This is a genomic window from Methylophaga thalassica (assembly GCF_030159795.1).
Lineage (GTDB): Bacteria > Pseudomonadota > Gammaproteobacteria > Nitrosococcales > Methylophagaceae > Methylophaga > Methylophaga thalassica.
The window spans coordinates 573,736-595,829 of the sequence record NZ_BSND01000005.1 but is presented as its reverse complement, the minus strand read 5'-3'; the positions used below and the strand labels follow the sequence as shown (position 1 = coordinate 595,829).

Here is a 22,094-nt window from a genome sequence, read left to right as displayed (position 1 = left end):
ATCATGGTCGGCAACATGCATTTAATCATGTTTAAATACATGGTTAAGGGTTTTTAATTCGTTGATAATTAAAATGATAATTGTTTTATTTGAATCTTAATATAGAAAAAAATTAAAAAGCTAAAAAGCAAAGAAAGAATTACTTTTAGAGCGGCAGGCCTGCGGCCTCAGCCGCTCACTTTCTTATTACTTCTTTTTTTCTAGGTTTGTTGTTGCGGGAGAGAACCGTTAGGATGCGGAATATGACTCGGCACTTGCGGGCTTCTAACCTACAGTTGCGTTATTGATTGAGTACTGCAACGGCCTCTGATAGATGGGCGGGAGCAAGGTGAGCATACCGGAGAGTCATTTTAATGTCGGTGTGACCCAGCAGCTCACGGACGCTATTCAAATCGATGCCAGCTGATACAAGCCGGCTTGCAAAGTGGTGACGTAAATCGTGGAGACGAAAGTCTTGGATTTGAGCATCACGGAGAAGCACCTTCCATGCTTTGTCGATGTTAGTGAAGCGTTCACCGTTTTTGCCGACGAATACATAACCGGATGACCGTTTGGTTTGTTTGTGCCAAACATCTAAAACGCGAAATGCTTCTTTGTTTAGAGGTATGTAACGTGTTTGACCCGTTTTAGACGTGTTGCCAACTACAGTAATTCGTTTGTTCACGAAGTCGACATCTTGCCAGCGAAGGTTGAACATTTCGCCTCGACGCATACCGGTATTTATCAGCAATAACACCATAGGATGAACGTGATCGGGGAAACCGCCTAGGATCGCTTCTAAGCGTGTGAAACGACCACCAGCATAGAATGGGTTAGATTCGGCCAAACGACGATCACGGGATCGCAGGGTGGCTCTCAGACGCTGTTCTTCATCAACGGATAGATAACGGATGATAGCGCGGCTGTCAGACTTCTGTTTTTTGACTTTGTTGAGTGGGTTTTGTTCAATCACTTCCCACTCAACAGCCCGATTGAACATAGCTTTGAGTGTACCAATGTAACGATTAGAAGTTGAAGTACTTAGACCTTCTTTATGGCGCTTTGAACGCCAGCTTTCTATGTCCCATGCAGTCACTTTGTCTAGTTGTTTGCCAAAAAGATGTTTGAACTGATTGAACGGCAGTTTCGCTTTTGGGGCTTTGTGGTGGGTAGTGAACCAAGGTAGGTACGTGTTGTAGATAAAATCACCGAGCTTCGGCACGGGTTTCACTTCTCGTGCGGCTTGCTTTTCACGCTGGATGTCTCGACCGAGTTTCACTTGAGCGTATAGTTGCTCTGCAAGCTTACGAGCGGCTGGAACGGATAGAGCAGGGTAATTACCCATCGTATAACGCAAACGACGGCCATCTGGGGCGGTGTACATCAGGCTAAACGTCATTGTGCCGGAGATGTAGCGCTTCAATTTGAAACCGGCAATAATGGTGTCTGTGACTTCAAAATGCTTGTCGGTTTGTTGTTGGCTTAGCTTGGTAGCGAGGGCAGGTGTTAGCTTGTGTTTGTAGTCCATATAACGGCTCTGTGGCTTGTTTTAAGCCAGTTTAGCAAGCCGAGGTAGAAAGCCAAGGGTCATAAATTTTCATTCCATATTGCATGAAAATTAATCAGAATATGTGTCTCAAGTTCAATGTATAACTTCAGGTTCGGCTTATTTGAGTGCCTTTATTCAATAGATGAGTTATCTACTATGCTTTATCCTTTTGCTGCAATTGTGATTGGTCTAGCCTTGCTAGTGTGGAGTGCCGACAGGTTTGTTGAAGGTGCGGCTTCTACTGCCAAGTATTTTGGATTATCACCACTGCTTATCGGGATGGTCATCGTTGGTTTCGGTACTTCAGCACCAGAAATGGTGGTGTCTGCATTTGCGGCTATAGAGGGTAATCCTGGAATCGCCTTGGGTAACGCTTACGGTTCAAACATTACCAATATCGCTCTCATTTTGGGGATAACGGCGCTAATCAGTCCGATCGTATTTCATTCAACGGTTTTACGAAAAGAGTTGCCAATTCTTCTCCTTATTACATTACTGGCCGGTTGGCAGCTGATTGACGGCGAACTGTCGTTGATTGACGCAATGGTTTTGCTAGCAGTCTTTGCAATGCTGATGGGGTGGACGATTGTTCAAGGCTTAATCAGCAAATCAGACGCCATTGCGATGGAGACAAAAGCAGAACTCGACATACGCACTATGCCGATACGTAATGCGTTAATGTGGTTGCTGATAGGACTGATATTGCTCATCATAAGCTCTCGCATACTTGTCTGGGGCGCTGTTGAAATCGCACACCAATTTGGCGTCAGTGATTTGATTATTGGCCTGACAGTGGTTGCCGTGGGTACCTCATTACCAGAGCTAGCATCGTCTGTTATTGCTGCACGCAAAGGAGAGCACGACCTCGCACTTGGCAACATTCTTGGTTCTAACCTGTTTAACACGTTGGTTGTTGTGGGTATTGCTGGGACGATTGCTCCATTGCAAGTGCCACAAGAAGTGTTGAGCAGAGACATGTTAGTGATGCTAATGCTAACCGTTTTACTCTTTGTATTCGGCTTTCGCTTACGTGGTAATGGCAGAATTAATCGAATCGAAGGTTCGATACTAATAGTGGCTTATGTTGGATATACGACGTACTTAGTTAGTAGTGTTATGGGTTGAAATTCTGGTTCTGAGCCAAACCTTCATTATTCGATTCGCCGCTCAGCCGCCGATTACGGGGGAGCATCCAGTCAAGAGCTGCTAATTAACCCAAGCGGGAAACTAACCTCGGATCAGATGTATTGTGCCAAGCATCAGCAGATAGGCGATAACAGTCAGTGCTATTGAAATACTCAGACTCAAATAAAAGCTGAATTCGTGCTTCAGTAAGATCGGCAGGGCGATAAACAACACAAGCGAAGGCAGAACCAGCCAGACTATATCCGATGCCAGTGCGATGACTTTGGCTGTATCCCCACTTTCGTGATACAGCCAAATCATCGCGATAATAGAGACTATTGGTAATGACGCCAGCACTGCACCCAGCATTGAACTTCGCTTCGCGAGTTCGGATATAGCTACGATAAGAGTCGCACTGATAGCAAATTTGGTGATGTAGTACCACATGGTCTTTTCCTTATTTGGGCACAGATTTCTGCCGACGGTATAAAAGTACATATAGTGCAGGCAGTACAATCAGCGTTAAAAGTGTTGAAGATATAATTCCACCTACTACGACAGTTGCTAAAGGACGCTGTACTTCTGCTCCAGTCCCTGTGTTCAATGCCATAGGTATAAAGCCTAAACTTGCCACTAGTGCTGTCATCAAGACGGGACGTAATCGCTGCATTGCTCCATTCCTGACCGCTATCAGTAATGTTTCACCTTTTTCGCGTAACTGTTTTATAAACGAAAGCATTACAATGCCATTAAGCACTGCTATACCAGACAATGCGATAAAGCCAACTGCGGCTGATATAGATAGAGGCATATCTCTAAATAGCAGTGCTAATAATCCTCCTGTCAGTGCCAAAGGTATGCCTGTAAAAATAAGTAAGGCATCCTTGATAGATCGGAATGCACTAATCAACAAAGCTAAAATCAGGACTAATGTAGCTGGTACTACTATTGATAGCCTTTTAGTTGCAGATTGGAGTTGTTCGAATGTACCACCATATTCAACCCAGTATCCTGATGGCATGTTCAAGCGTTGATTGACCGTATTTTGAATATCCGTGATAAAGGAACCTAGGTCTCGTCCTGTCACGTTTGCTGATACAAGTACATGACGTTTACCACTTTCCCGGTTGATTTGATTTGGCCCTACATACGTTTTGATTTCAGCAATTTCACCAAGTGGCACATACGAGAGGTCCGGATCTTCACTTTTAGTCAGAGCGACAGGTAATCTCGACAGATAATCAATGTTCTGTCTTTTTTCTTCAGCCAGTCTGACGACAAGTCTAAATCGTCTGTCACCTTCGTATATGAGCCCCACATCCTCACCACCAATCGCTGTTTGAATGGTTTGCTGCATATCATTGACGCTGAGGCCTAAGAGTGCAAGATGAACGCGATCTGGCTCAATAGAAAGCATAGGAAGCCCTGTGATTTCTTCCATTCGAACATCAGCCGCACCATCAACAGCAGAAATGAGCTCTATTGCTAACTGGCCCACTGAATTGAGTGTTTCGAGATCATCCCCATATATCCTCACAGCAACATCTGCCCTGACACCGGCGATCAATTCGTTGAATCGCATCTCAATGGGCTGAGTAAATTCATATTTATTGCCCGGAACCGCTTCGACCGCTTTTCTGAGTTCAGCTAAAAAGTCGTCTTTGCTCTGTGTGGGATCTGACCATTCTGAGCGTGCTTTCAGAATCAAGAAGGTATCAGCTACACTGGGTGGCATGGGATCAGTGGCAATATCAGGTGTACCAATTTTGGCAAAAACACGCTCAACTTGGTCAAACTCTCTGATGATCGCCTCCAGTTGATTCTGCATATCAACTGCTTGTTCAAGTCCTGTCCCACTGATTCTCAGCGCGTGCAAGGCAACATCACCTTCATCTAATTTCGGCAGGAATTCCGTGCCCATTCGAGTTGATAAACTAGCGATTATCATGACAAAAAACAAAGCTGTAATAGTGATCAATACTGGTGTTTTTATCGCCATATTAAGAAGTGGACTATAAAGCTTTCTGGCACCGCGCATAAGGATGTTTTCTTTATGCTCAATGTTACCTCTAACAAAGATAGCAATAGCTGCGGGCACAAAAGTCATCGCAAGTATCAATGCACCCGTCAGTGCAGCAACAACAGTAAAGGCCATCGGTTCAAACATCTTGGCTTCTACACCCCCAAGCGCAAATAAGGGCAGATACACAAGCATGATAATGAGTACACCAAATACAGCAGGGTTGAATACTTCACGCGTGCTATTAGCTACCTCAGCTAATCGTTCTTCTAATGTTAGTAAACGTCCCAGTCTGTCTTGAGCCATCCCAAGCCGACGGAGTGCATTCTCGACAACGATGACAGCGCCATCGACAATTAAACCAAAATCTATTGCCCCTAAACTCATCAGATTACCCGATACACGGTTGCTGACCATTCCTGTCACTGCAAATAACATGCTTAATGGGATAATGAGTGCTGTGATGAAAGCTGCCCGGAAATTACCGAGTAAGGCAAACAGTACAACGATAACCAGAATTGCACCTTCAAGTAGGTTCTTCTGAATAGTTGCGATAGTATCTTCGACGAGTGTTGTCCGTGTATAAACAGCTTCTGCCTTGATACCTCTTGGCAGGCTCCGGTTAACCGCAGTCAGTTTATCTGCGACAGCTTTGGCGACGATCCGACTGTTTTCACCCATCAACATGAAGGCTGTACCCAGTACCGTTTCTTTTCCGTTTTGAGTGGCAGCACCGGTGCGTAACTGTTTACCAAGAAATACCTCGGCAATGTCACCTATTGTGATGGGCATGTCATCACGTTTGGTTATAACGACATTTTCTATATCTTCGAGTGTCTGTAACTGCCCCGGAGAGCGCACTAACCATTGCTCACCGTTATGTTCGATATAACCTGCTCCGACATTTTGATTGTTATTTTTTAGGGCGTCAGCCACATCAGCCAATGTCAGCTTATAAGCGATTAATTTTGCAGGATCAGGAGCAACCTGATACTCACGTTCAAATCCGCCTACACTATTGATTTCAGTCACTCCTGGTACTTTGACTAACTGTGGACGGATAATCCAGTCTTGTATCGTTCTTAGATCTTCTGCTGTGTAGGGTTGACCATCTTCTTTAACAGCATCTTCTTCAGCACTGATGGCATAGGTGAATATTTCACCCAAACCACTAGCGACAGGACCAAGCTGAGGTTCCGCACCCATAGGTAACTCAGTTCGTATAGATAACAATCGTTCACTGATTTGCTGACGTGCAAGGTAAATGTCTTTATCATCTTCAAATACGACGGTGACTTGAGATAAACCATAACGTGAAATTGACCGTGTGTATTTCAATTCCGGCAAGCCAGCCATAGCCGTTTCAACCAAGTAAGTGACTCGCTGTTCAGACTCAAGTGGTGAATAACCTGGGACTTCGGTGTTGATTTGTACCTGCTTATTAGTGATGTCAGGCACGGCATCAATAGGTAATTTGTAGGCGTTATATACTCCAAGCCCTGCAGTAATTAGTGTCAAGAACATCACCAGCCAGCGCTGGTTTATTGCAAAGCGGATAATGCTATCAATCATGCTCTGCTCCTAGTGATCGTGACTTGCGCCATCTTTTAAGACTTCCGCCTTGAGAAGATAGCTATTGTTAGTGACGTAGTCCGTACCTGCCTCAAGTCCACCTGTCACTTCAACATAGTTTTTGTCTTGACGACCTAGTTGAACCATTCTGACTTCAAAGACATTTCCAAATCGACCAAATACGACAGGCATGTCTCGAAATGTCTGTAAAGCCGAGCGTTTGACGGCAAGTGGTACCTCAACTTGTTCCACGATAACGTCAGCCATCACATGCATGCCAGGACGCCATTTTCCATCAGGGTTTGTAATGGTGGCTCTCGCCCTTGCGATGTGACCACCGGTCATCTGTGGTGAGAGGTAATCGAGTTTACTTTCGGCAGTGTGTTCACCATGCAGATCACCAACGATAACAGTCATACCTTTAGCAATTACTTCAATGTCCTTAGGGAACATCGACATTTCAACCCAGACAGTAGACAAGTTACTGACTTCTACAAGCGTCCCAATATCTGTGTGATCGCCACGCTTAACTGGACGCAATGTCACTTCACCAGAAGCAGGACTGGTTACTGCATAGGTTTGTAAGGTTTGTTGATTTCGAACCGTCAGCAGACGTTGGCCTTTTTTTACCTTGTCCCCAGTTTGTACATCCACTTCTTGAACAATGCCAGAGTATGGGGCATGAACATGGAAAACGTTATCTTCGGCTTTGCTGATGATCCCATACACGGTGTGTGTAACCGTAATTGTTTTTGCGCCTGCAGTTTCGGTCTCTACTTCAGACAATTCAAGTAAACGAGGTGGAATTTCGGCACGTCCCTCATAACTTTCAAAGTGCCAGTGATAATCATCACCTTTAAAGGTCGCATTCACTTCAACCTCGAAAGAGTGAGGTTCAACGATTTCAGCGTCACCGAGTAAATAATCTGACTCTGGACTGAAATCAATCAGATCTTGTTGTCCACCAGTACGGTTAAGATTAACTGTTAGATTGACTTCTTCTGGATCAACCGTATCACCATTTTTCCAGTATGGATAAATTCGCATCTCCGGTGGAATGCCAGACTCGACAATAGTGATTTCGAGATTCAGTCCATTACCTTCTAACAGTCTGCCTCCATGAGGTCCTTCAGGTGGTGATTCATGTGCATTGTCATCATGACCATGGCCGTGACCACCGGCAGCAAAAACTGGTGAGTAAAAAAACAACGCCAGTATAAATAGATACAATTTCATAAGTTATTCCTTAATGTGCCGAAAGTGAGGCTAGATCAGTCCCACTCAGACGTTCTAATTCAAGATATTGGAGATGAAGGGCATGCTGAGCCTCGATACGCTCACGTTCAATATTGAATAGTTCATCTTGAGCATCGACCCACTGAAGTACGTTATAGAGACCAAGTCGATAGCCTCGCTCAACTTCATTAAGTAAAGACTTCGCCACTGGACGCAACTTACTTTCAACGAGTTCGAGTTGTTGAATATTATTCTCCATAGCGGTGGTAATGCGTTTCATCACAACTTCAAGCTGGGTTTTTAAGAGCTCCTGATGAGCAAGTCTTGCTTCATGTGTTGAGTACGCGGATGCAATGTTTCCTTGGTTTTGATTATTCCATTGCAATGGCATGGAAAAGTTGAAGATAAAAGCATTGTCATTATTTGCTTCTAACCGTCTTATGCCTGCGCCTACAGTGATATTCGCCTGACTTTCAGCTTGCGCCAGCGCCAAGTGAGCTTCACTGACACGCGTTTGTGCTTCAAGTAACAAGTAATCTGGGGTAGTTTGAACGGCAGTGAGTAATGAAGCGATGTTTGGAGCTAATGGTGTTTGATTTAGATCACCGTCAACGCTTTCAAAATCAGCGACTCCAGACCAGTTAGAGGCCAGCATATTAAGTGCATTTGAGTGCTGGAATTCCAACTCAGATTTTTTTGCTTCTGACTTGGCTAGTCGTAACTGCATACGAATAACGTCAGCTTTACCAACGACTCCTGCATTAGCTCTACGTTGAATAACGTCTAATGCTGCTTCTTCTATTTTTATTTTATGGTTGTTCCAAATCAGCAAATGTTGAAGTCGAAGAGCTTGATAGTAATCACGAAGCACATTTGCAGTGATGTCCAAGCGTTTGACTTCATATTCTCGTTGAAGAGTAAGGATGTTTCCTTTTGCAACGCTGATCCGTTGCTCACGTTTCTCACCAAGCTCGATAACTTGGCTCAGTGACAGTGTTAATTCATAACCAGATAAAAAGCGGGTTTGACCTGTACCAAACGCATTTTCAAGATCGATGTGTAAAGTCGGGTTGGGTTTTAGCCCGGCTTGGAGTTCGTTCCCTTCAAGAGCTCTAACATGGTAAGGGTAGAGTTGCAGTGTAGGGTTCGTGGCAAGTGTTTTACTCACTGCTGTTGTTAGGTCAATAGCAGGAGCCAGACTTGGTACAACCAACATCAATAGTGCCGAAAAATATCGCGCACGATAATTTAGTAATAATTTCATAATCCATTCCCATAACGAAACTTACGCTAGTGCGTAATAACGATAATTAGTAGAGATGGATTAAGCGTTGGGTGGCGGAATAGGGGGAGAGGAGTTTCTAGAAATTAGCTGAGATGAGTCATCGCAGCTAGCCATGCTGACAGACTTAATGAGTAAGACTGCCTTGTGTTCAACTAAATCACCAATCACATGGAGGTTGTAGTGATGTGCATGTTCTGTTTCTGAGTCGTGGTCGTCGTGATGATGTTCATCAATATCATGCTGATGAACATTGTGAGTAAATCCATTGCTGTGTTCATCAATGTGCAGAAATGCCGATGCACTGGTCGAGAAGACCATGCAGATAACTAGCATTAATGACCATAGGTGATGACGATTCAATATTCTGTGCTCGCTGTTTTAGTATGGAATGCTAGCTGGCTGTATCGAAATAATCAACTTCGCTATGACGAATACCGGTGATTCATGGCTTTTTCCGAAAATTGTCACGCTATTAGCGTTCGGCTGAGCAGTGATAGTGCAAGGCATTGCTTTCGCGTTGGCATCGGAAATATCCGGCCCTTTTAGAGCTATCACTAGCTTTTTCTCTGGCGCAGGTATTGTCTTTGTCTTAGTTCTTTATCTAGTGTCAGGTGTGGTATCTGCAATTGCATGGGGGATATATTATTTTGTCACGTGATTGACCGCCGCTCAGTCGCCGGTTGAAAAGTCAGACAGCTCGAACCATCTATCACTGCCTGTTATAATGCCTGACCATTGTCCCCGTAGCTCAGCTGGATAGAGCGTCCCCCTCCTAAGGGGAAGGTCGCAGGTTCGACTCCTGCCGGGGACGCCATTTAATCTTCCTTTTTTCAATAAGTTACATTACTCTTGTTTCAAGCTTAGATCCTGAAAATGTCCATTTGGGACAATTTTGGGACACTAACAAAATGATACTGGCGTGATAAAGGATGATTTAACGTTATGGCTAGTTACACGAAACGGGCAGGTGGACAGTGGCAGGCAAAAGTGCGCAAAAAAGGCTATCCCGTCCAAACAAAAACATTCCGTAATAAATCTTTGGCTCAAAAATGGGCTACTCAAGTTGAAACTCAAATGGACAGTAAAATATTCATATCGAGTTCACTAGCTGAAACTTACACATTCCAAGAATTAGCTGAACGTTATATTCGTGAAGTCCTGCCTAGCAAAAAGTCTGCAATTAAAATGGAGTCGATGATTCGAGGTATATGCACACATCTAGGCATTTACACTGCGATTAGATTAACCCCTGATGTACTAGCTGGATTCAGGGACAATCGGCTCAAAACTGTAAAAAATGAAACGGTAAGGAAGGACTTGCTCTGTATAAAACGTATTTTGGATATCGCTTCTAAAGAATGGGGGATGTATCTACCTCATGGCAATCCGGTTGAAAAGGTAACCATTCCGCCACAGCCAAAAAGGGGAAGAGAAAGACGACTTGAGCAAGGTGAAATCGAGCGATTGTTAAGTGTTGCAAAAGAATATGGTGGTGAACTCTATGACATTATTACACTTGCCATCGAGACGGCTATGCGAAGAGGGGAGATTGCTAATATTCGTTGGGAAAACATAGATAAGAAAAAGCGTATCGTAAAATTATTAGATACAAAGAATGGTGACAATAGAGTTGTGCCTTTATCTTTGACAGCTTTAAATGTTTTGAAAACGATGCCTAGAAATATCACAGGCAAAGTTTTTTCATTAAGAGCCGACTCGATAACAACAGCTTTTGATAGATGTTGCAAACGAGCAAAAATACATGATCTACGTTTTCATGATTTGAGACATGAAGCTACAAGTCGTTTATTTGAACAAGGACTTAATATCATGGAAGTTTCATCTATCACTGGCCATAAAGATTTAGGAATGTTGAAACGTTACACTCACCTAAGAGCTGAAGACTTAGCTAAAAGGCTTTAAATTTATTTTAAGAATTCACCGTCAATCTTATAGATAAAAACATGTAGTTACCCTTAATTGCCTTAAGCTTTAGGTTTGCATAATTAACTCTTTCTAATTTTGACGTGTGTGAATATCTGGAGAAGATTTTTGTACATGCCAATGTTAATCTCGATAAACCTTACAAAAGATTGTGTGTTTCATCATCTAAAATATGGAGCAGGAAGTGATTACGGACTATCACGCTAAGTACTATGCTTATGAGCTTACGAGACAACGCCGAGGCGGTGATGTTGGTCGTATTTCTCAATCGCTATTCGACGCTGCTGTTGATCTCAACCCCCATCAGATAGATGCCGCGTTATTTGCTCTTCAAAACCCCTTATCAAAAGGCGTGCTGCTTGCCGATGAGGTAGGCCTAGGTAAAACGATTGAAGCAGCATTGGTACTTTGTCAATACTGGGCCGAACGTCGACGTCAGTTAATAGTGGTCTGTCCTGCTGCACTTCGGAAGCAGTGGGCAAATGAGTTAGCGGATAAATTCCACTTACCCACACAAGTATTAGATGCCCGCACATACAAGAGACTTCGCAAAGAGGGTATTCACAACCCTTTAGACCAAGACACCATCAGTGTCATGTCTTTCAACTTTGCAGCCAATATGGAGCATGAGCTAAAACGCATTCCATGGGACCTAGTTGTCATTGATGAAGCTCATAAGCTACGTAATGCTCATCGTGATAGCCATCAGACTGGGCAAGCCATCAAAAAAGCATTTATCGGATCACGGAAACTACTGTTAACGGCCACACCACTACAAAACTCCTTAATGGAGTTATATGGGTTATCCACCGTCATTGATGAGCAGCTTTTTGGTGATGCTGTGAGTTTCCGTAGCCTTTATATGCGAAATGGTAATGACATCGATGGATTGAAGAATCGCTTAAAAGAATTTAGCAAGCGAACCTTACGGCGCCATGTGCTTGAGTATGTGAAGTACACTGAGCGTAAGCCGATAACCATACCCTTCACGCCAGGCCAGGATGAACAACGGTTATATGATCTGGTTTCTGCGTACCTTCAGCGTGAAAACAGCTATGGGGTTCCCCATCGGCAGCGTCATCTCGTCTCACTCGTCATCAGGAAGTTGCTTGCCTCTTCCACAAGTGCCGTCATTAATACCCTGGAAACAATGCTCACTAGGCTCCGTAAGCTTGAGGAAGAGCAAGAGGCTGATGATAACTGGCTTGTCAACCTAATAGATGATGAGGATCTTGATGAAGATATTCTGGATGAGACGATACTGGATGATGTTGAAGCGCCAGCCATACCTGTTGATTTGACTCGCTTACGTGGTGAGATCGCTGAATTAGAGCAATACATCCAACTCGCCCATACGATTCGAGAGGATGAAAAGTCTCACGCTCTTCTAAAAGCCCTACAAACCGGCTTTGAGCGTATGGCAGAAATGGGGGCTCCAAAAAAAGTCGTGATTTTTACCGAGTCACGACGTACACAAGACTATCTTGCTAACTACCTCGAGACACATGGCTATGGTGGCAAAGTTGTTACCTTTAGCGGTACCAATGCCGGGGCAAATACGACAGGCATATATCAACGCTGGCTGAAGCAGCATGCCGGTAGTGATCGGGTAACGGGAAGCCCTGCGGTCGATAGACGCACGGCCTTAATTGACCACTTTCGTGATGATGCGCAGATCCTACTGGCTACAGAGGCTGCCGCAGAAGGTGTGAACCTACAATTCTGTAATCTATTGGTGAACTACGACTTGCCATGGAATCCACAGCGTGTCGAACAGCGTATTGGTCGTTGTCATCGTTACGGGCAGAAATTCGACGTTGTTGTTATTAACTTCCTAAACCAACGTAATGCTGCCGATAGGCGCGTGTTGGAATTACTCTCCGAAAAATTTCATCTCTTTGACGGACTCTTTGGTGCATCGGATGAAGTGTTAGGAAGTATTGAGTCCGGTGTCGATTTTCAGAAGCGCATTGCTGCCATCTATGACACCTGTCGTACGCCAGATGAGATAGAGCGGGCTTTTGCTCAACTTCAGACCGAATTGGAAGCTGCCATCAATCAGCGAATGAAGGAAACGGAAGCCAAGTTGCTGGAAAACTTCGATGAGCAAATCTTTGAGTTGCTCAAAATTCAGCGCCACAAAGCGGAAGAGCAGCTTGACCGTATTGCTAGGCTTTTCTGGCGTCTCACACATCATATGCTCTCCGATATGGCGCGTTTCGATGATGACAACCTGTCGTTCATCCTTAGCAAGCAGCCTCAGCCTAAAATTCCGACTGGCCTTTATCAACTGATTCGTAAAGGTGAGCAAGTTCCTGATAACGCGCACACCTACCGGTTAACTCATCCTCTCGGTGAGTACGTCTTAGATAACGGTCGCAGGCTTGATGCTCCCGCAGCCGAAATCACCTTCGACCTATCGAATTATCCGCATCGTGTTTCGGTTCTCGATACGTTAGAAAGCCGATCTGGCTGGCTGGATCTAAACCTATTGGAACTCGAAAGTTTCCAGCGAGAAGAGCATTTGGTTTTTACGGCCTTAGCCGATGATGGCTCACGTTTAGATCAGGAGGCCTGTGAGCGGTTATTCAATATCCACGGGCATGTGTCTGGTGAGGCAGGCCAGCCTCCGCAAGCGTTGTCAGAGACTGCTGGTCGTCAGCTTGATGCTGCACTCAGCAGGGCATTAGAAGAGAACAATGAGTACTTCCAGCGCGAACGGGACAAATTGGATCAATGGGCTGAAGACCAGATCCATTCAGCGGAGCAACAACTGGAAGACACGAAGATAAAAATCCGTGATACCAAGCGTAAGGCCAGGACAGCCCAAACTATACAAGAACAAAAACAATTCCAGGAAGAGATAAAGTCTCTGGAGCGCCAACAACGACGACAGCGGCAGGCTATTTTTGATGTGGAAGATGAAATTGAGCAGCGCCGTGATGATTTGATTGAGGCCCTCGAAAGACGCATGCACCAAAAAAGTACCACCCACCACATATTCAGAATCCGATGGAAATTAATATAATATTCCCGTACGGGAGTATTATATTGTTTTTGTCTCGTCGGCGTACATTTTATTACCGATCGGGAATATTTAGGTTGTTTGAAATTATTGGCAGTAGTATTATTCCCGTTCGGGAATATTTAATGGGGCTGGCTGTGAGTGATACTAATATTTTACCGTACGGGAAAATATTGTCGGTTGATGACATTGGCCGGCTAGTGCGTTCACACCGTAAATCACAGTCAGCAACTCAAGCTGATTTTGCTGCCTTGTGTGGTGTGGGTGTTCGATTCATTTCAGAACTTGAAAATGGCAAAACAACAATTGAGTTAGGTAAAGCCCTACAGGTATTGAAGAGCCTGGGCCTGGAAGTTTACATTCAGCCACGTGATTGGAAGCGCTCTGGTATTGACGTCAATGAGGCTAAGGGCTGATGACTCATGGGTTAGCTGTTTATTTAAACAATAAGCATGTCGGTCGCTTGTGGCTTGCAGATAAACGTCGGCTGGCCTTTCAGTATGAAAAAGGCTGGCTCCGTAGTGAGGATACCATACCTTTATCATTGTCCTTGCCACTGCAACCGGACATTTTTGATGATGACGTGGCCCGCCCATTTTTTGCCAATCTGCTGCCCGAAGCTGAGCAACGCAGGTTGGTTGCCTTAAATCTAGGCGTGTCAGAGGGTAATGATTATGCTTTATTGGATGAAATCGGCGGTGAATGTGCCGGTGCAGTCATGTTATTGCCTGATGGAGAGCTGCCAACCGAATATGGTATATACCAGCCAGTTGATGATGACGAACTGAAAGCGATAATCGACGAGCTGCCAAGGCGGCCTATGATGGCAGGTGAAGAAGGCGTAAGGCTCTCATTGGCTGGTGCTCAGAGCAAGCTCCCTGTTTATTACAACAAAGAATCTGGCTTACTCAGCATTACTTCGGGTGCAGCACCAAGTACACATATTATTAAACCGCCCATATCCCGTATTCAACACTCTGTAGAAAATGAAGCTTTCTGCATGCAACTGGCTTTACATCTTGGTCTAGCCGTACCGCCTGCTACAGTCTTGCATAAACATATGCCTCTGTATTTGGTCGAGCGCTATGACCGGTCGGTAGATGGGGCTAGTGGCAGAATCGAACGCCTCCATCAGGAAGATTTCTGTCAGGCTTTGGCTGTGATGCCGGATATGAAATATGAAAAAGAGGGTGGCCCGATACTTCAGCAATGCTTCCAACTACTGCGTGACAGGAGCATTCAACCAACAGCAGACATCCAGTCATTACTGGATTGGGTTGTCTTTAATTTCCTTATTGGCAATGCAGATGCGCATGCAAAAAACATTTCCCTACTGCTAACGGACACGGGGCCTAAGCTGGCACCGTTTTATGACCTGTTGTCCACGGCAGTATACCCCGAGTTAAACGCCAAGATGGCGATGCGGATTGGAGGAGAAGACAGACCTGATTGGATCATTGCTCGCCGTTGGCAGCAATTCGCCAAAGATATAGAGATTCAAGACAAACTCGTTAGATCGAGACTCCAAAAAATGAGTCAGCAGATTGTTGAGCAGGCCTATGCATTAAGAGACGCCTTTTTTGCTGAGCATGGGCAGTGCGTAGTCATCGATAAAATTATCACCATCATTGAAGCACGTGCACGCAAGGTAGCTACCATCCTTGCTGAAACGAAATAAACCAAGAGACGGAAAATAAAATGGCTAACGAAAGTACCAATAACGCCAAAAAAGAAAAATTCATCGGGCTGCTGCATGAGTTATTTCAGCTCAACCAGCCGGAACTGGACTTTGGTTTGTACCGTATCATGCATGCCAAGAGCGACCAGATTAAGGCCTTCATTCAAAATGATCTGGCAAGTGAGATTGATGGGGCCTTTGCTGACAGTGGCGATGACAAAATTGCTGAACTGAAAGCTAGTTATGAGCAAGCCCGGGCACAAGCTGTTGAGTTTGGTATCGATGACCCTGATTCAAACCCTAAGGTCAAAGCTGCCAAAGAGGCTTATGATGCTGCACGTGATAATGGCGATGATCCGTCTGATATATATGATCATCTGTACCGCTTCTTCTCCCGTTATTACGACAAGGGCGATTTTCTATCACGTCGTTACCATGTAGGTGAAAACGAATCTCGTGCTGCACCGTATGCAGTGCCTTATGATGGCCGTGAAGTCTATCTGCACTGGGCAAATAAAGATCAGTATTACATCAAGTCCAGTGAATACCTCTCCAATTTTAGTTTTGACCTGTTAGAGGCCACCGAAAAAGAACGAAAACGCCAAGGCACAGTTGGCCAGGGCGGTCTTGATTTTGGGCGTGATGATGCCGGCAACCCTATTAAGGTGACCTTTCAACTCGTCGATGCTTCAGAAGGTGCCCATAACAACGTCAAAGAAAATCAGACACGTTTTTTTATCATTCATGCAGACAAGCCTGTAGAAGTAGGGCCACTTGTTTCGGCAGAGGGGAAAGCCGACGGCCATGAACTCGTCATTAACTTTGAATATCGACCTGATCCAGAGAAAACAGGTCAGGAAAGTGGCTGGCAGAAAAAACGGTTACAAGAAGCAGAATCAACCATTCTAGGGACGTTGAAAGCCGATGAGAGTTTACTGACATTTCATGATGCCTTGGCATTTCAGGCCCCAACTGAAAAGCAAAAAGACCGCACTTTACTTGCCAAGTATCTGACCAGTTACACCGCGCGAAACACTATGGATTATTTTATCCATAAAGATTTGGGCGGCTTCTTGCGCCGGGAGCTGGATTTCTATATAAAAAACGAAATCATGCGCCTGGATGATCTGAGTGGTGATGATATTAGTGGTGTTGCGCATTCACTGAAAAAAATTACCGTCTTACGTACTATTGCCCGGCAGATTATCGATTTCCTTGCACAGTTGGAAAACTTCCAGAAAAAGCTCTGGTTGAAGAAAAAATTTGTGACGGAAGTGAACTACTGCATCACCCTAGATCGAGTCCCAGAATCATTTTATGACGAAATCGTTACTAATCAAAAACAGTGGGATGAATGGAAGGGGCTTGGCTTTATTTCTGATGAGACAGAGCAGACCAGTAAGACTCTGAAAGATAATCCACATATGGTGGTTGATACTGGCTTAATGGATGAGTCTAGTAAGTATTGCTTATTGGCAGAAATTGAAGGGTTAGACGAACAATGTGAAGGTGTCCTAATTAACTCTGATAACTTCCAGGCCTTGAAATTTATAAAGCAGCGTTATGCGGAGTCAGTTGACTATATTTATATAGATCCACCATACAATACGAACTCCACGCCAATTCTATACAAAAATGCTTATAAAGACTCTTCATGGATTTCATTGATGGCGGACAGAATGAGAGAGTCAAGGGATCTTCTTACAGACAAGGGCGTTAAAACAGTAGCGATTGATGACACCGAGATGGTAAATCTCTCAATGCTCATGAAAGACACTTTCCCTGACCACCGACTCTCTAGGGTTACGGTAGTACATAACCCAAAGGGCTCAATAACTAAAGCCTTCAACCGAACACATGAATATGCCTTATTTCTCACGAAAGATGATGGTGGGATACACATAACAAGAACACCCGAACAGAACGAAAAACCAAGAAAAATGCGGAGGTGGGGGGAGAACTCACTTCGAACTGAAAGAAGACTATCTTTCTATCCTATTTATGTGAAAGGCAAAGAAATCGTCAGGGTAGGTGATGTTCCAGATGATGATTATCACCCCGAGGGGAGAAACATCCAACTAGAAAGTGGCGAGATTGAAATCTGGCCAATAGATCAAGATGGCGTGGAGAGGAGATGGAATTTTGGGCTTGATTCTATTCATGAAAACTTAAGTAGAGTAACCGTTTTAGAAGTAGATGGGACACTAGACTTGTTTTTGACTCATGAATTAACTGTGCCTAAAACAGTCTGGTCCAGTGGCGATTATGATGCAGGCAACTACGGTAATACTTTATTGATCGATATTTTAGGGAACAAAAGATTTGATTTTCCAAAGTCAATTCGCCTAATTGAAAAATGTATAACTCTGGCAACAAGAGAAGATGCACCTGAGCCACTTATACTGGATTATTTTGGTGGTTCAGGAACTACGGCTCATGCTTCGATTAACCATTCTAGAAGAGGCAAAAGGACAAAGTATTGTTTAGTAGAGATGGGCAAGCACTTTGATGATGTTGTTTTACCCAGAACCAAAAAAGTTATTTATTCGGAAGACTGGAAAGCTGGCCGGCCATTAACCAGAAAGGGTATTTCCCATTGCTTCAAATACCTACGTTTAGAGTCTTATGAGGATAGTCTCAATAATTTAGGATTAGCTGAAACTGCACATACTGATGATTTTTTTTCGGATAGTATTAATGGACAGCTAAGAAAGGATTTCTTTTTAAATTATTTTCTCGATGTTGAAACAAGAGGCTCTGCTAGTCTGCTTAACATTGAGCAGTTCCAAGATCCTACAAAGTATTCATTACGGGTGAAAAAGCCAGGAACAGACATACAAGTTCCTATATGTGTGGACTTGATAGAAACCTTTAACTGGCTACTTGGCCTCGAGGTGGCACTTTTAGATAAGCCCCGCACTTATGATGCTGAGTTCGAAAGAGAGTATGACTCAGAGCTGCCCGAGGATCAGCATACCCGCCTTCAAGTAAAACGTTTCAAAGAAGATGACCACGGTTCGTATTGGTTTAGAGTAGTTGATGGTCATGTCCGTCGAGAGTATGGCAACGATGCTGATAAAGAAAAAGTGATGGTGATTTGGCGCAAGTTGACTGATGATCCAGAAAAGGATGCGGCTGCACTTGAGGCCTTACTCTCAAAATACCGCGTAAATCAATCTGACAGCGAATTCGACAAAATTTATATCAATGGCCCACATGGTTTGAGTTTGACTGGTCAGGCCAAGTCGAAATTATTAAGCCTAGAAGAGACCTTTATGGCACGGATGTGGGAAGACACAGATGGAGCCATGGGCTAATGGCTGAGAGAAGAAACACCAGAGTCAGACACTTAACGGCTAAGTCTGATTTTTTGAAAAAATTGATTCTTAATCAGTGGGTGCTAAGCCGTTTTGGAATTGACCCTCTTGAACAATTCAGGGATGGCGGTAAGAAGGTCCGCCCTATCACCATACTGACCAAAGGTCTTAAGCATGCCCCGCATGGCTTAGATGCCACGCGACATCATCATTATCTGCATGCTTTGCTTGGACAGTGGCAGGCTAGCTGGAAGTTCAGTGAAGAGCAGCTAAAACGCTTTGATGCCAATATAGTCGAGCATACAGAGGCACTGAACGAGCCTCGTGATGAAACGCTGCAGTGGAAATATTTCCAGTGGCTGACGCTGTTGTTTGTGGAAATCTACCTGGATGCTTACTTTAAGGATCGTCATGCATTACTGGAAAGTCTTAATGAGCAAGTAGATTGCTTTAATTCTTTATGGAATGGCAGAGGCTTTCAGACAGGCATTGGGCATTATGAACTTGAAGACCTCAACAAACTTTGCCTCCAAAACGCGACTGGGAGTGGTAAGACCTTGTTGATGCATACGAATATTAGACAGTTTCGGCATTATTCCAAGCAGTCAGGCAAGACTAACGACTTTGGTCAAATCATTCTAATCACGCCGAATGAACGCCTGTCAGAGCAGCATGAGCAAGAATTCGCGGATAGCGGATTAAAAGCAGAGCGTTTGTCACAGGACACTGGCGACCTGTTTAGTGGTGAGCGTCAATCACTTCAGCGCCTTTCTGTAACAGAAATCACTAAGCTGGCTGTGAGTCAGGGCAAGAAGACCATGGCGGTAGATAGCTTTGGTGATGCAAACCTGTTGTTAGTTGATGAGGGCCACCGTGGCTTAGGTTCTGCAAAAGAAGAAAAAGGTTGGTTGGCTCATCGTCAGAAGTTGGCAGGACGAGGCTTTACTTTTGAGTACTCAGCCACCTTTAAAGAGGCTGTGGTGGCTGCCAAGGATGCTGAAGTTGAACAAACTTATGCTAAGAGCATCCTGTTCGATTATGGCTATCGCTATTTCTATGAAGACGGCTACGGTAAGGATTATCGTATCTTTAATCTACCAGCCAAAGTCCAAGACCACCGCCGTAATTACTTAACAGCGGCCTTAGTAGCGTTTTACCAACAGCGTAAGCTTTATGCTGAGCGTAAGACGGAGTTTCGCCCATACAACCTCACATCCCCGCTTTGGGTATTTGTAGGAGCCAGCGTAGTCAAAGATGATGGTAGTAAGGAAACCAAGAAAAACTATGATGAGCGTGCTTCGGATGTCGCACAGATTCTCCAGTTTATGGCTTGGTTCAGTGCAGAGCGCGAGCATGCTATCTCAGCCATAGAGTCAGTGGTCTTTGGCAATGCTAAAGGAGCTGGTCTGGTTGATGAGAATGGCAATGATATTTTTGCTGGAAGCTTTCCATTCGTAAAAGATTTAAAGCTCGATGCCGCTGGCCTCTACACTGAAATTATGCGCCATGTTTTCGGTACCAATGGTGGTGGCACCTTGGTGGTGGATCGTATTACGGGTGATTCTGGTGAGTTATTACTAAAAATTGGTGATAACGAGACACCATTTGGTTTAATAAATGTGGGTGATGCGCCAGGTTTGGCTGAACACTTGGAGTCGGCCAAACTTGAACACGTCGAGGTGCGTAAGTCAGAGTTTGACAGCCCTATCTTTGCTGAAGTGAATGGTGAAGCTTCACCTGTTAATGTTCTGATTGGTTCCAAGAAATTCATTGAAGGTTGGAACTGCTGGCGTGTTTCATCCATGGGCTTGATGAATACAGGTAAGAAAGAAGGCTCACAGATCATCCAGCTATTTGGTCGTGGTGTGCGACTCAAAGGCAAAGGCATGAGTCTGATGCGTTCTAGTCACCTTGAGCCAGCTACAGCACCAAAGCAAATTCATCTCTTAGAAACTTTGAACGTCTTTGGTGTAGGCGCTGACTTTATGGCGACATTCAGAGACTTCCTGAAAGATGAAGGCCTGCCAGGAAATGATAATCCTGAAGTCATTACTCTGAAGCTCAATGTCACGACTGATATGGGCAAAGAGCTCAAGATGCTAAGGCCTAAAGTTAGGAAAGATAATAACCAGCAATATTCCTTCCCCAGACATGGTCCTCTGGTACGTTTTGGTGGTGATGGGGCCGATTTGGGATTGCCGCCGGATATTACAAAAAAGAACCGGAAGATTCTGCTGGACCGCTACCCGAGGCTGGAAACAATTCAAGCCGATGGTGTGGCAATCAATGAGGCTGCAGCAAAACAGGCGAAAATTAATACCGTCGTCTTTGATGAAATACGCTTGTCATTTCTCGACATGCAGTGTCTATACTTGGATTTGAGTCGATACACCACACAGCGTGGTTATGCGAACTTATTGGTTGAGGCCGACACCAGCAAGCTGAAAAAATTATTGTTGTCGAACGATTGGTATGAGGTGCAATTGCCTCATAGCATGTGGAACCTCAGCACTAATAATTTTGTATTGTGGCAGCAAACAGCATTGGAACTGCTTTGCTTATTGGCAGACCGGGTTAATAACTACCATAAGCGTGCTTATTTAGAGCCTCGCCTAGAATTAGTAGCCCTGAAAGATGCTGATGGTAATTTACCTACTGATAACGAATATAGGCTGATTGTTGATGGTTCTGAGTCAGCACTAATTGAGGACATCAAGGCATTACGTAAAGCCTTCGATGAGAGCGGTTCTGACTCATACACATCCGGCTATGAGGATGGTGTTGATGGTACGCGTTTGGGTATTCATTTATACAACCCTTTGCTATCGGCCAGAAGCAACCGAATAAAAGTTGAGCCTGTTGTACTGGAAGATAGTGAGTTCCAGTTTGTGGAAGATCTAAAAACCTGGATTACCACCAATCAGGCCCGCTTGGATGCCTCTGGAGAGCAGCTCTATCTTTTAAGGAATCTTGTTCGCCATGGTGTCGGCTTTTTTGAAGCCGGAGGCTTTTGGCCAGACTTTATCTTATGGCGTGTCCACCAAGGTAAGCAGAAGATCGTTTTTATCGATCCTCATGGTCTTCAACATGAAGGTCCTGGTAGTGAAAAGATTGAGTTCGCAGAACGGATCAAAGAGCTTGAGAGCCGGCTGAAAGATACCGATGTCGTTCTTGAAAGCGTGATTTTAGGCCCACCAAAATCAAGTCGCTTAGAGATAGCCGGCCGCTGGAAAATGACAGATGATGAGCTTGCTCAAAGGCACGTTCTATTTATGGCTGACCACGATTACATGACCCAGTTGATGTCTCTGATAAGGACATAGCAGAAGTGATTAGGGTGAATTGTATATACACTTGGATACTG

General features: G+C 44.4%; 13 protein-coding genes and 1 tRNA gene. 8 read left to right on the top strand and 6 right to left on the bottom strand.

Annotated features, from left to right (window positions below; translation table 11 throughout):
* Positions 1–280 precede the first annotated feature (280 nt).
* On the bottom strand, positions 281–1,507 hold the full coding sequence (locus QQL60_RS10005; protein WP_284723223.1) for a site-specific integrase: 1,227 nt from the start codon (positions 1,505–1,507) through the stop codon (positions 281–283).
* A gap of 177 nt (positions 1,508–1,684) precedes the next feature.
* On the opposite strand from QQL60_RS10005, the gene QQL60_RS10000 reads away from it, so the two are divergent.
* Positions 1,685–2,653: a calcium/sodium antiporter gene (locus QQL60_RS10000; RefSeq protein ID WP_284723222.1), complete on the top strand. Its 969-nt coding sequence runs from the start codon at positions 1,685–1,687 to the stop codon at positions 2,651–2,653.
* A 102-nt stretch (positions 2,654–2,755) separates the two neighbouring features.
* Here the strand turns inward: QQL60_RS10000 and QQL60_RS09995 are convergent, their stop codons facing one another.
* The 5 genes from QQL60_RS09995 to QQL60_RS09975 are packed head-to-tail and all read right to left on the bottom strand — an operon-like array spanning position 2,756 to position 9,099.
* Positions 2,756–3,100 carry a DUF3147 family protein gene (locus tag QQL60_RS09995; protein ID WP_284723221.1) on the bottom strand — a complete coding sequence of 115 codons (345 nt, stop codon included), beginning with the start codon at positions 3,098–3,100 and terminating at the stop codon, positions 2,756–2,758.
* 10 nt (positions 3,101–3,110) lie between these two features.
* Positions 3,111–6,245 (bottom strand): efflux RND transporter permease subunit, encoded by a 3,135-nt coding sequence (locus tag QQL60_RS09990; RefSeq protein ID WP_284723220.1) that lies wholly within the window; start codon positions 6,243–6,245, stop codon positions 3,111–3,113.
* Positions 6,246–6,254: 9 nt separating this feature from the next.
* On the bottom strand, positions 6,255–7,481 hold the full coding sequence (locus QQL60_RS09985; protein WP_284723219.1) for an efflux RND transporter periplasmic adaptor subunit: 1,227 nt from the start codon (positions 7,479–7,481) through the stop codon (positions 6,255–6,257).
* A 10-nt stretch (positions 7,482–7,491) separates the two neighbouring features.
* Positions 7,492–8,745 carry a TolC family protein gene (locus QQL60_RS09980; protein ID WP_284723218.1) on the bottom strand — a complete coding sequence of 418 codons (1,254 nt, stop codon included), beginning with the start codon at positions 8,743–8,745 and terminating at the stop codon, positions 7,492–7,494.
* A gap of 60 nt (positions 8,746–8,805) precedes the next feature.
* Positions 8,806–9,099 (bottom strand): hypothetical protein, encoded by a 294-nt coding sequence (locus QQL60_RS09975; protein ID WP_284723217.1) that lies wholly within the window; start codon positions 9,097–9,099, stop codon positions 8,806–8,808.
* A gap of 404 nt (positions 9,100–9,503) precedes the next feature.
* Between QQL60_RS09975 and QQL60_RS09970 the strand changes: the two genes are divergently transcribed.
* The 7 genes from QQL60_RS09970 to QQL60_RS09940 all read left to right on the top strand — a co-directional run bounded on the left by QQL60_RS09970 (position 9,504) and on the right by QQL60_RS09940 (position 22,053).
* Positions 9,504–9,580, top strand: a tRNA-Arg gene (locus QQL60_RS09970).
* A 128-nt stretch (positions 9,581–9,708) separates the two neighbouring features.
* A complete protein-coding gene (locus QQL60_RS09965; RefSeq protein ID WP_284723216.1) occupies positions 9,709–10,689 on the top strand; it encodes a site-specific integrase in 981 nt (326 codons plus the stop codon).
* 205 nt (positions 10,690–10,894) lie between these two features.
* Entirely contained in the window at positions 10,895–13,738 is a 2,844-nt protein-coding gene (locus tag QQL60_RS09960; RefSeq protein WP_284723215.1) for an SNF2-related protein, read from the top strand.
* Between the two features lie 74 nt (positions 13,739–13,812).
* Positions 13,813–14,151, top strand: coding sequence for a helix-turn-helix transcriptional regulator (locus tag QQL60_RS09955; RefSeq protein ID WP_284723214.1), 339 nt, complete (start codon positions 13,813–13,815; stop codon positions 14,149–14,151).
* Entirely contained in the window at positions 14,151–15,413 is a 1,263-nt protein-coding gene (locus tag QQL60_RS09950; RefSeq protein ID WP_284723213.1) for a type II toxin-antitoxin system HipA family toxin, read from the top strand. Before QQL60_RS09955 ends, QQL60_RS09950 begins: the two co-directional genes overlap by 1 nt.
* Before the next feature lie 20 nt (positions 15,414–15,433).
* Positions 15,434–18,730 (top strand): DNA methyltransferase, encoded by a 3,297-nt coding sequence (locus tag QQL60_RS09945; RefSeq protein ID WP_284723212.1) that lies wholly within the window; start codon positions 15,434–15,436, stop codon positions 18,728–18,730.
* Positions 18,730–22,053, top strand: a complete 3,324-nt coding sequence (locus QQL60_RS09940; RefSeq protein ID WP_284723211.1) for a DEAD/DEAH box helicase family protein — start codon at positions 18,730–18,732, stop codon at positions 22,051–22,053. The genes QQL60_RS09945 and QQL60_RS09940 overlap by 1 nt, the downstream gene beginning before the upstream one ends.
* The last annotated feature ends 41 nt before the right edge of the window (positions 22,054–22,094 follow it).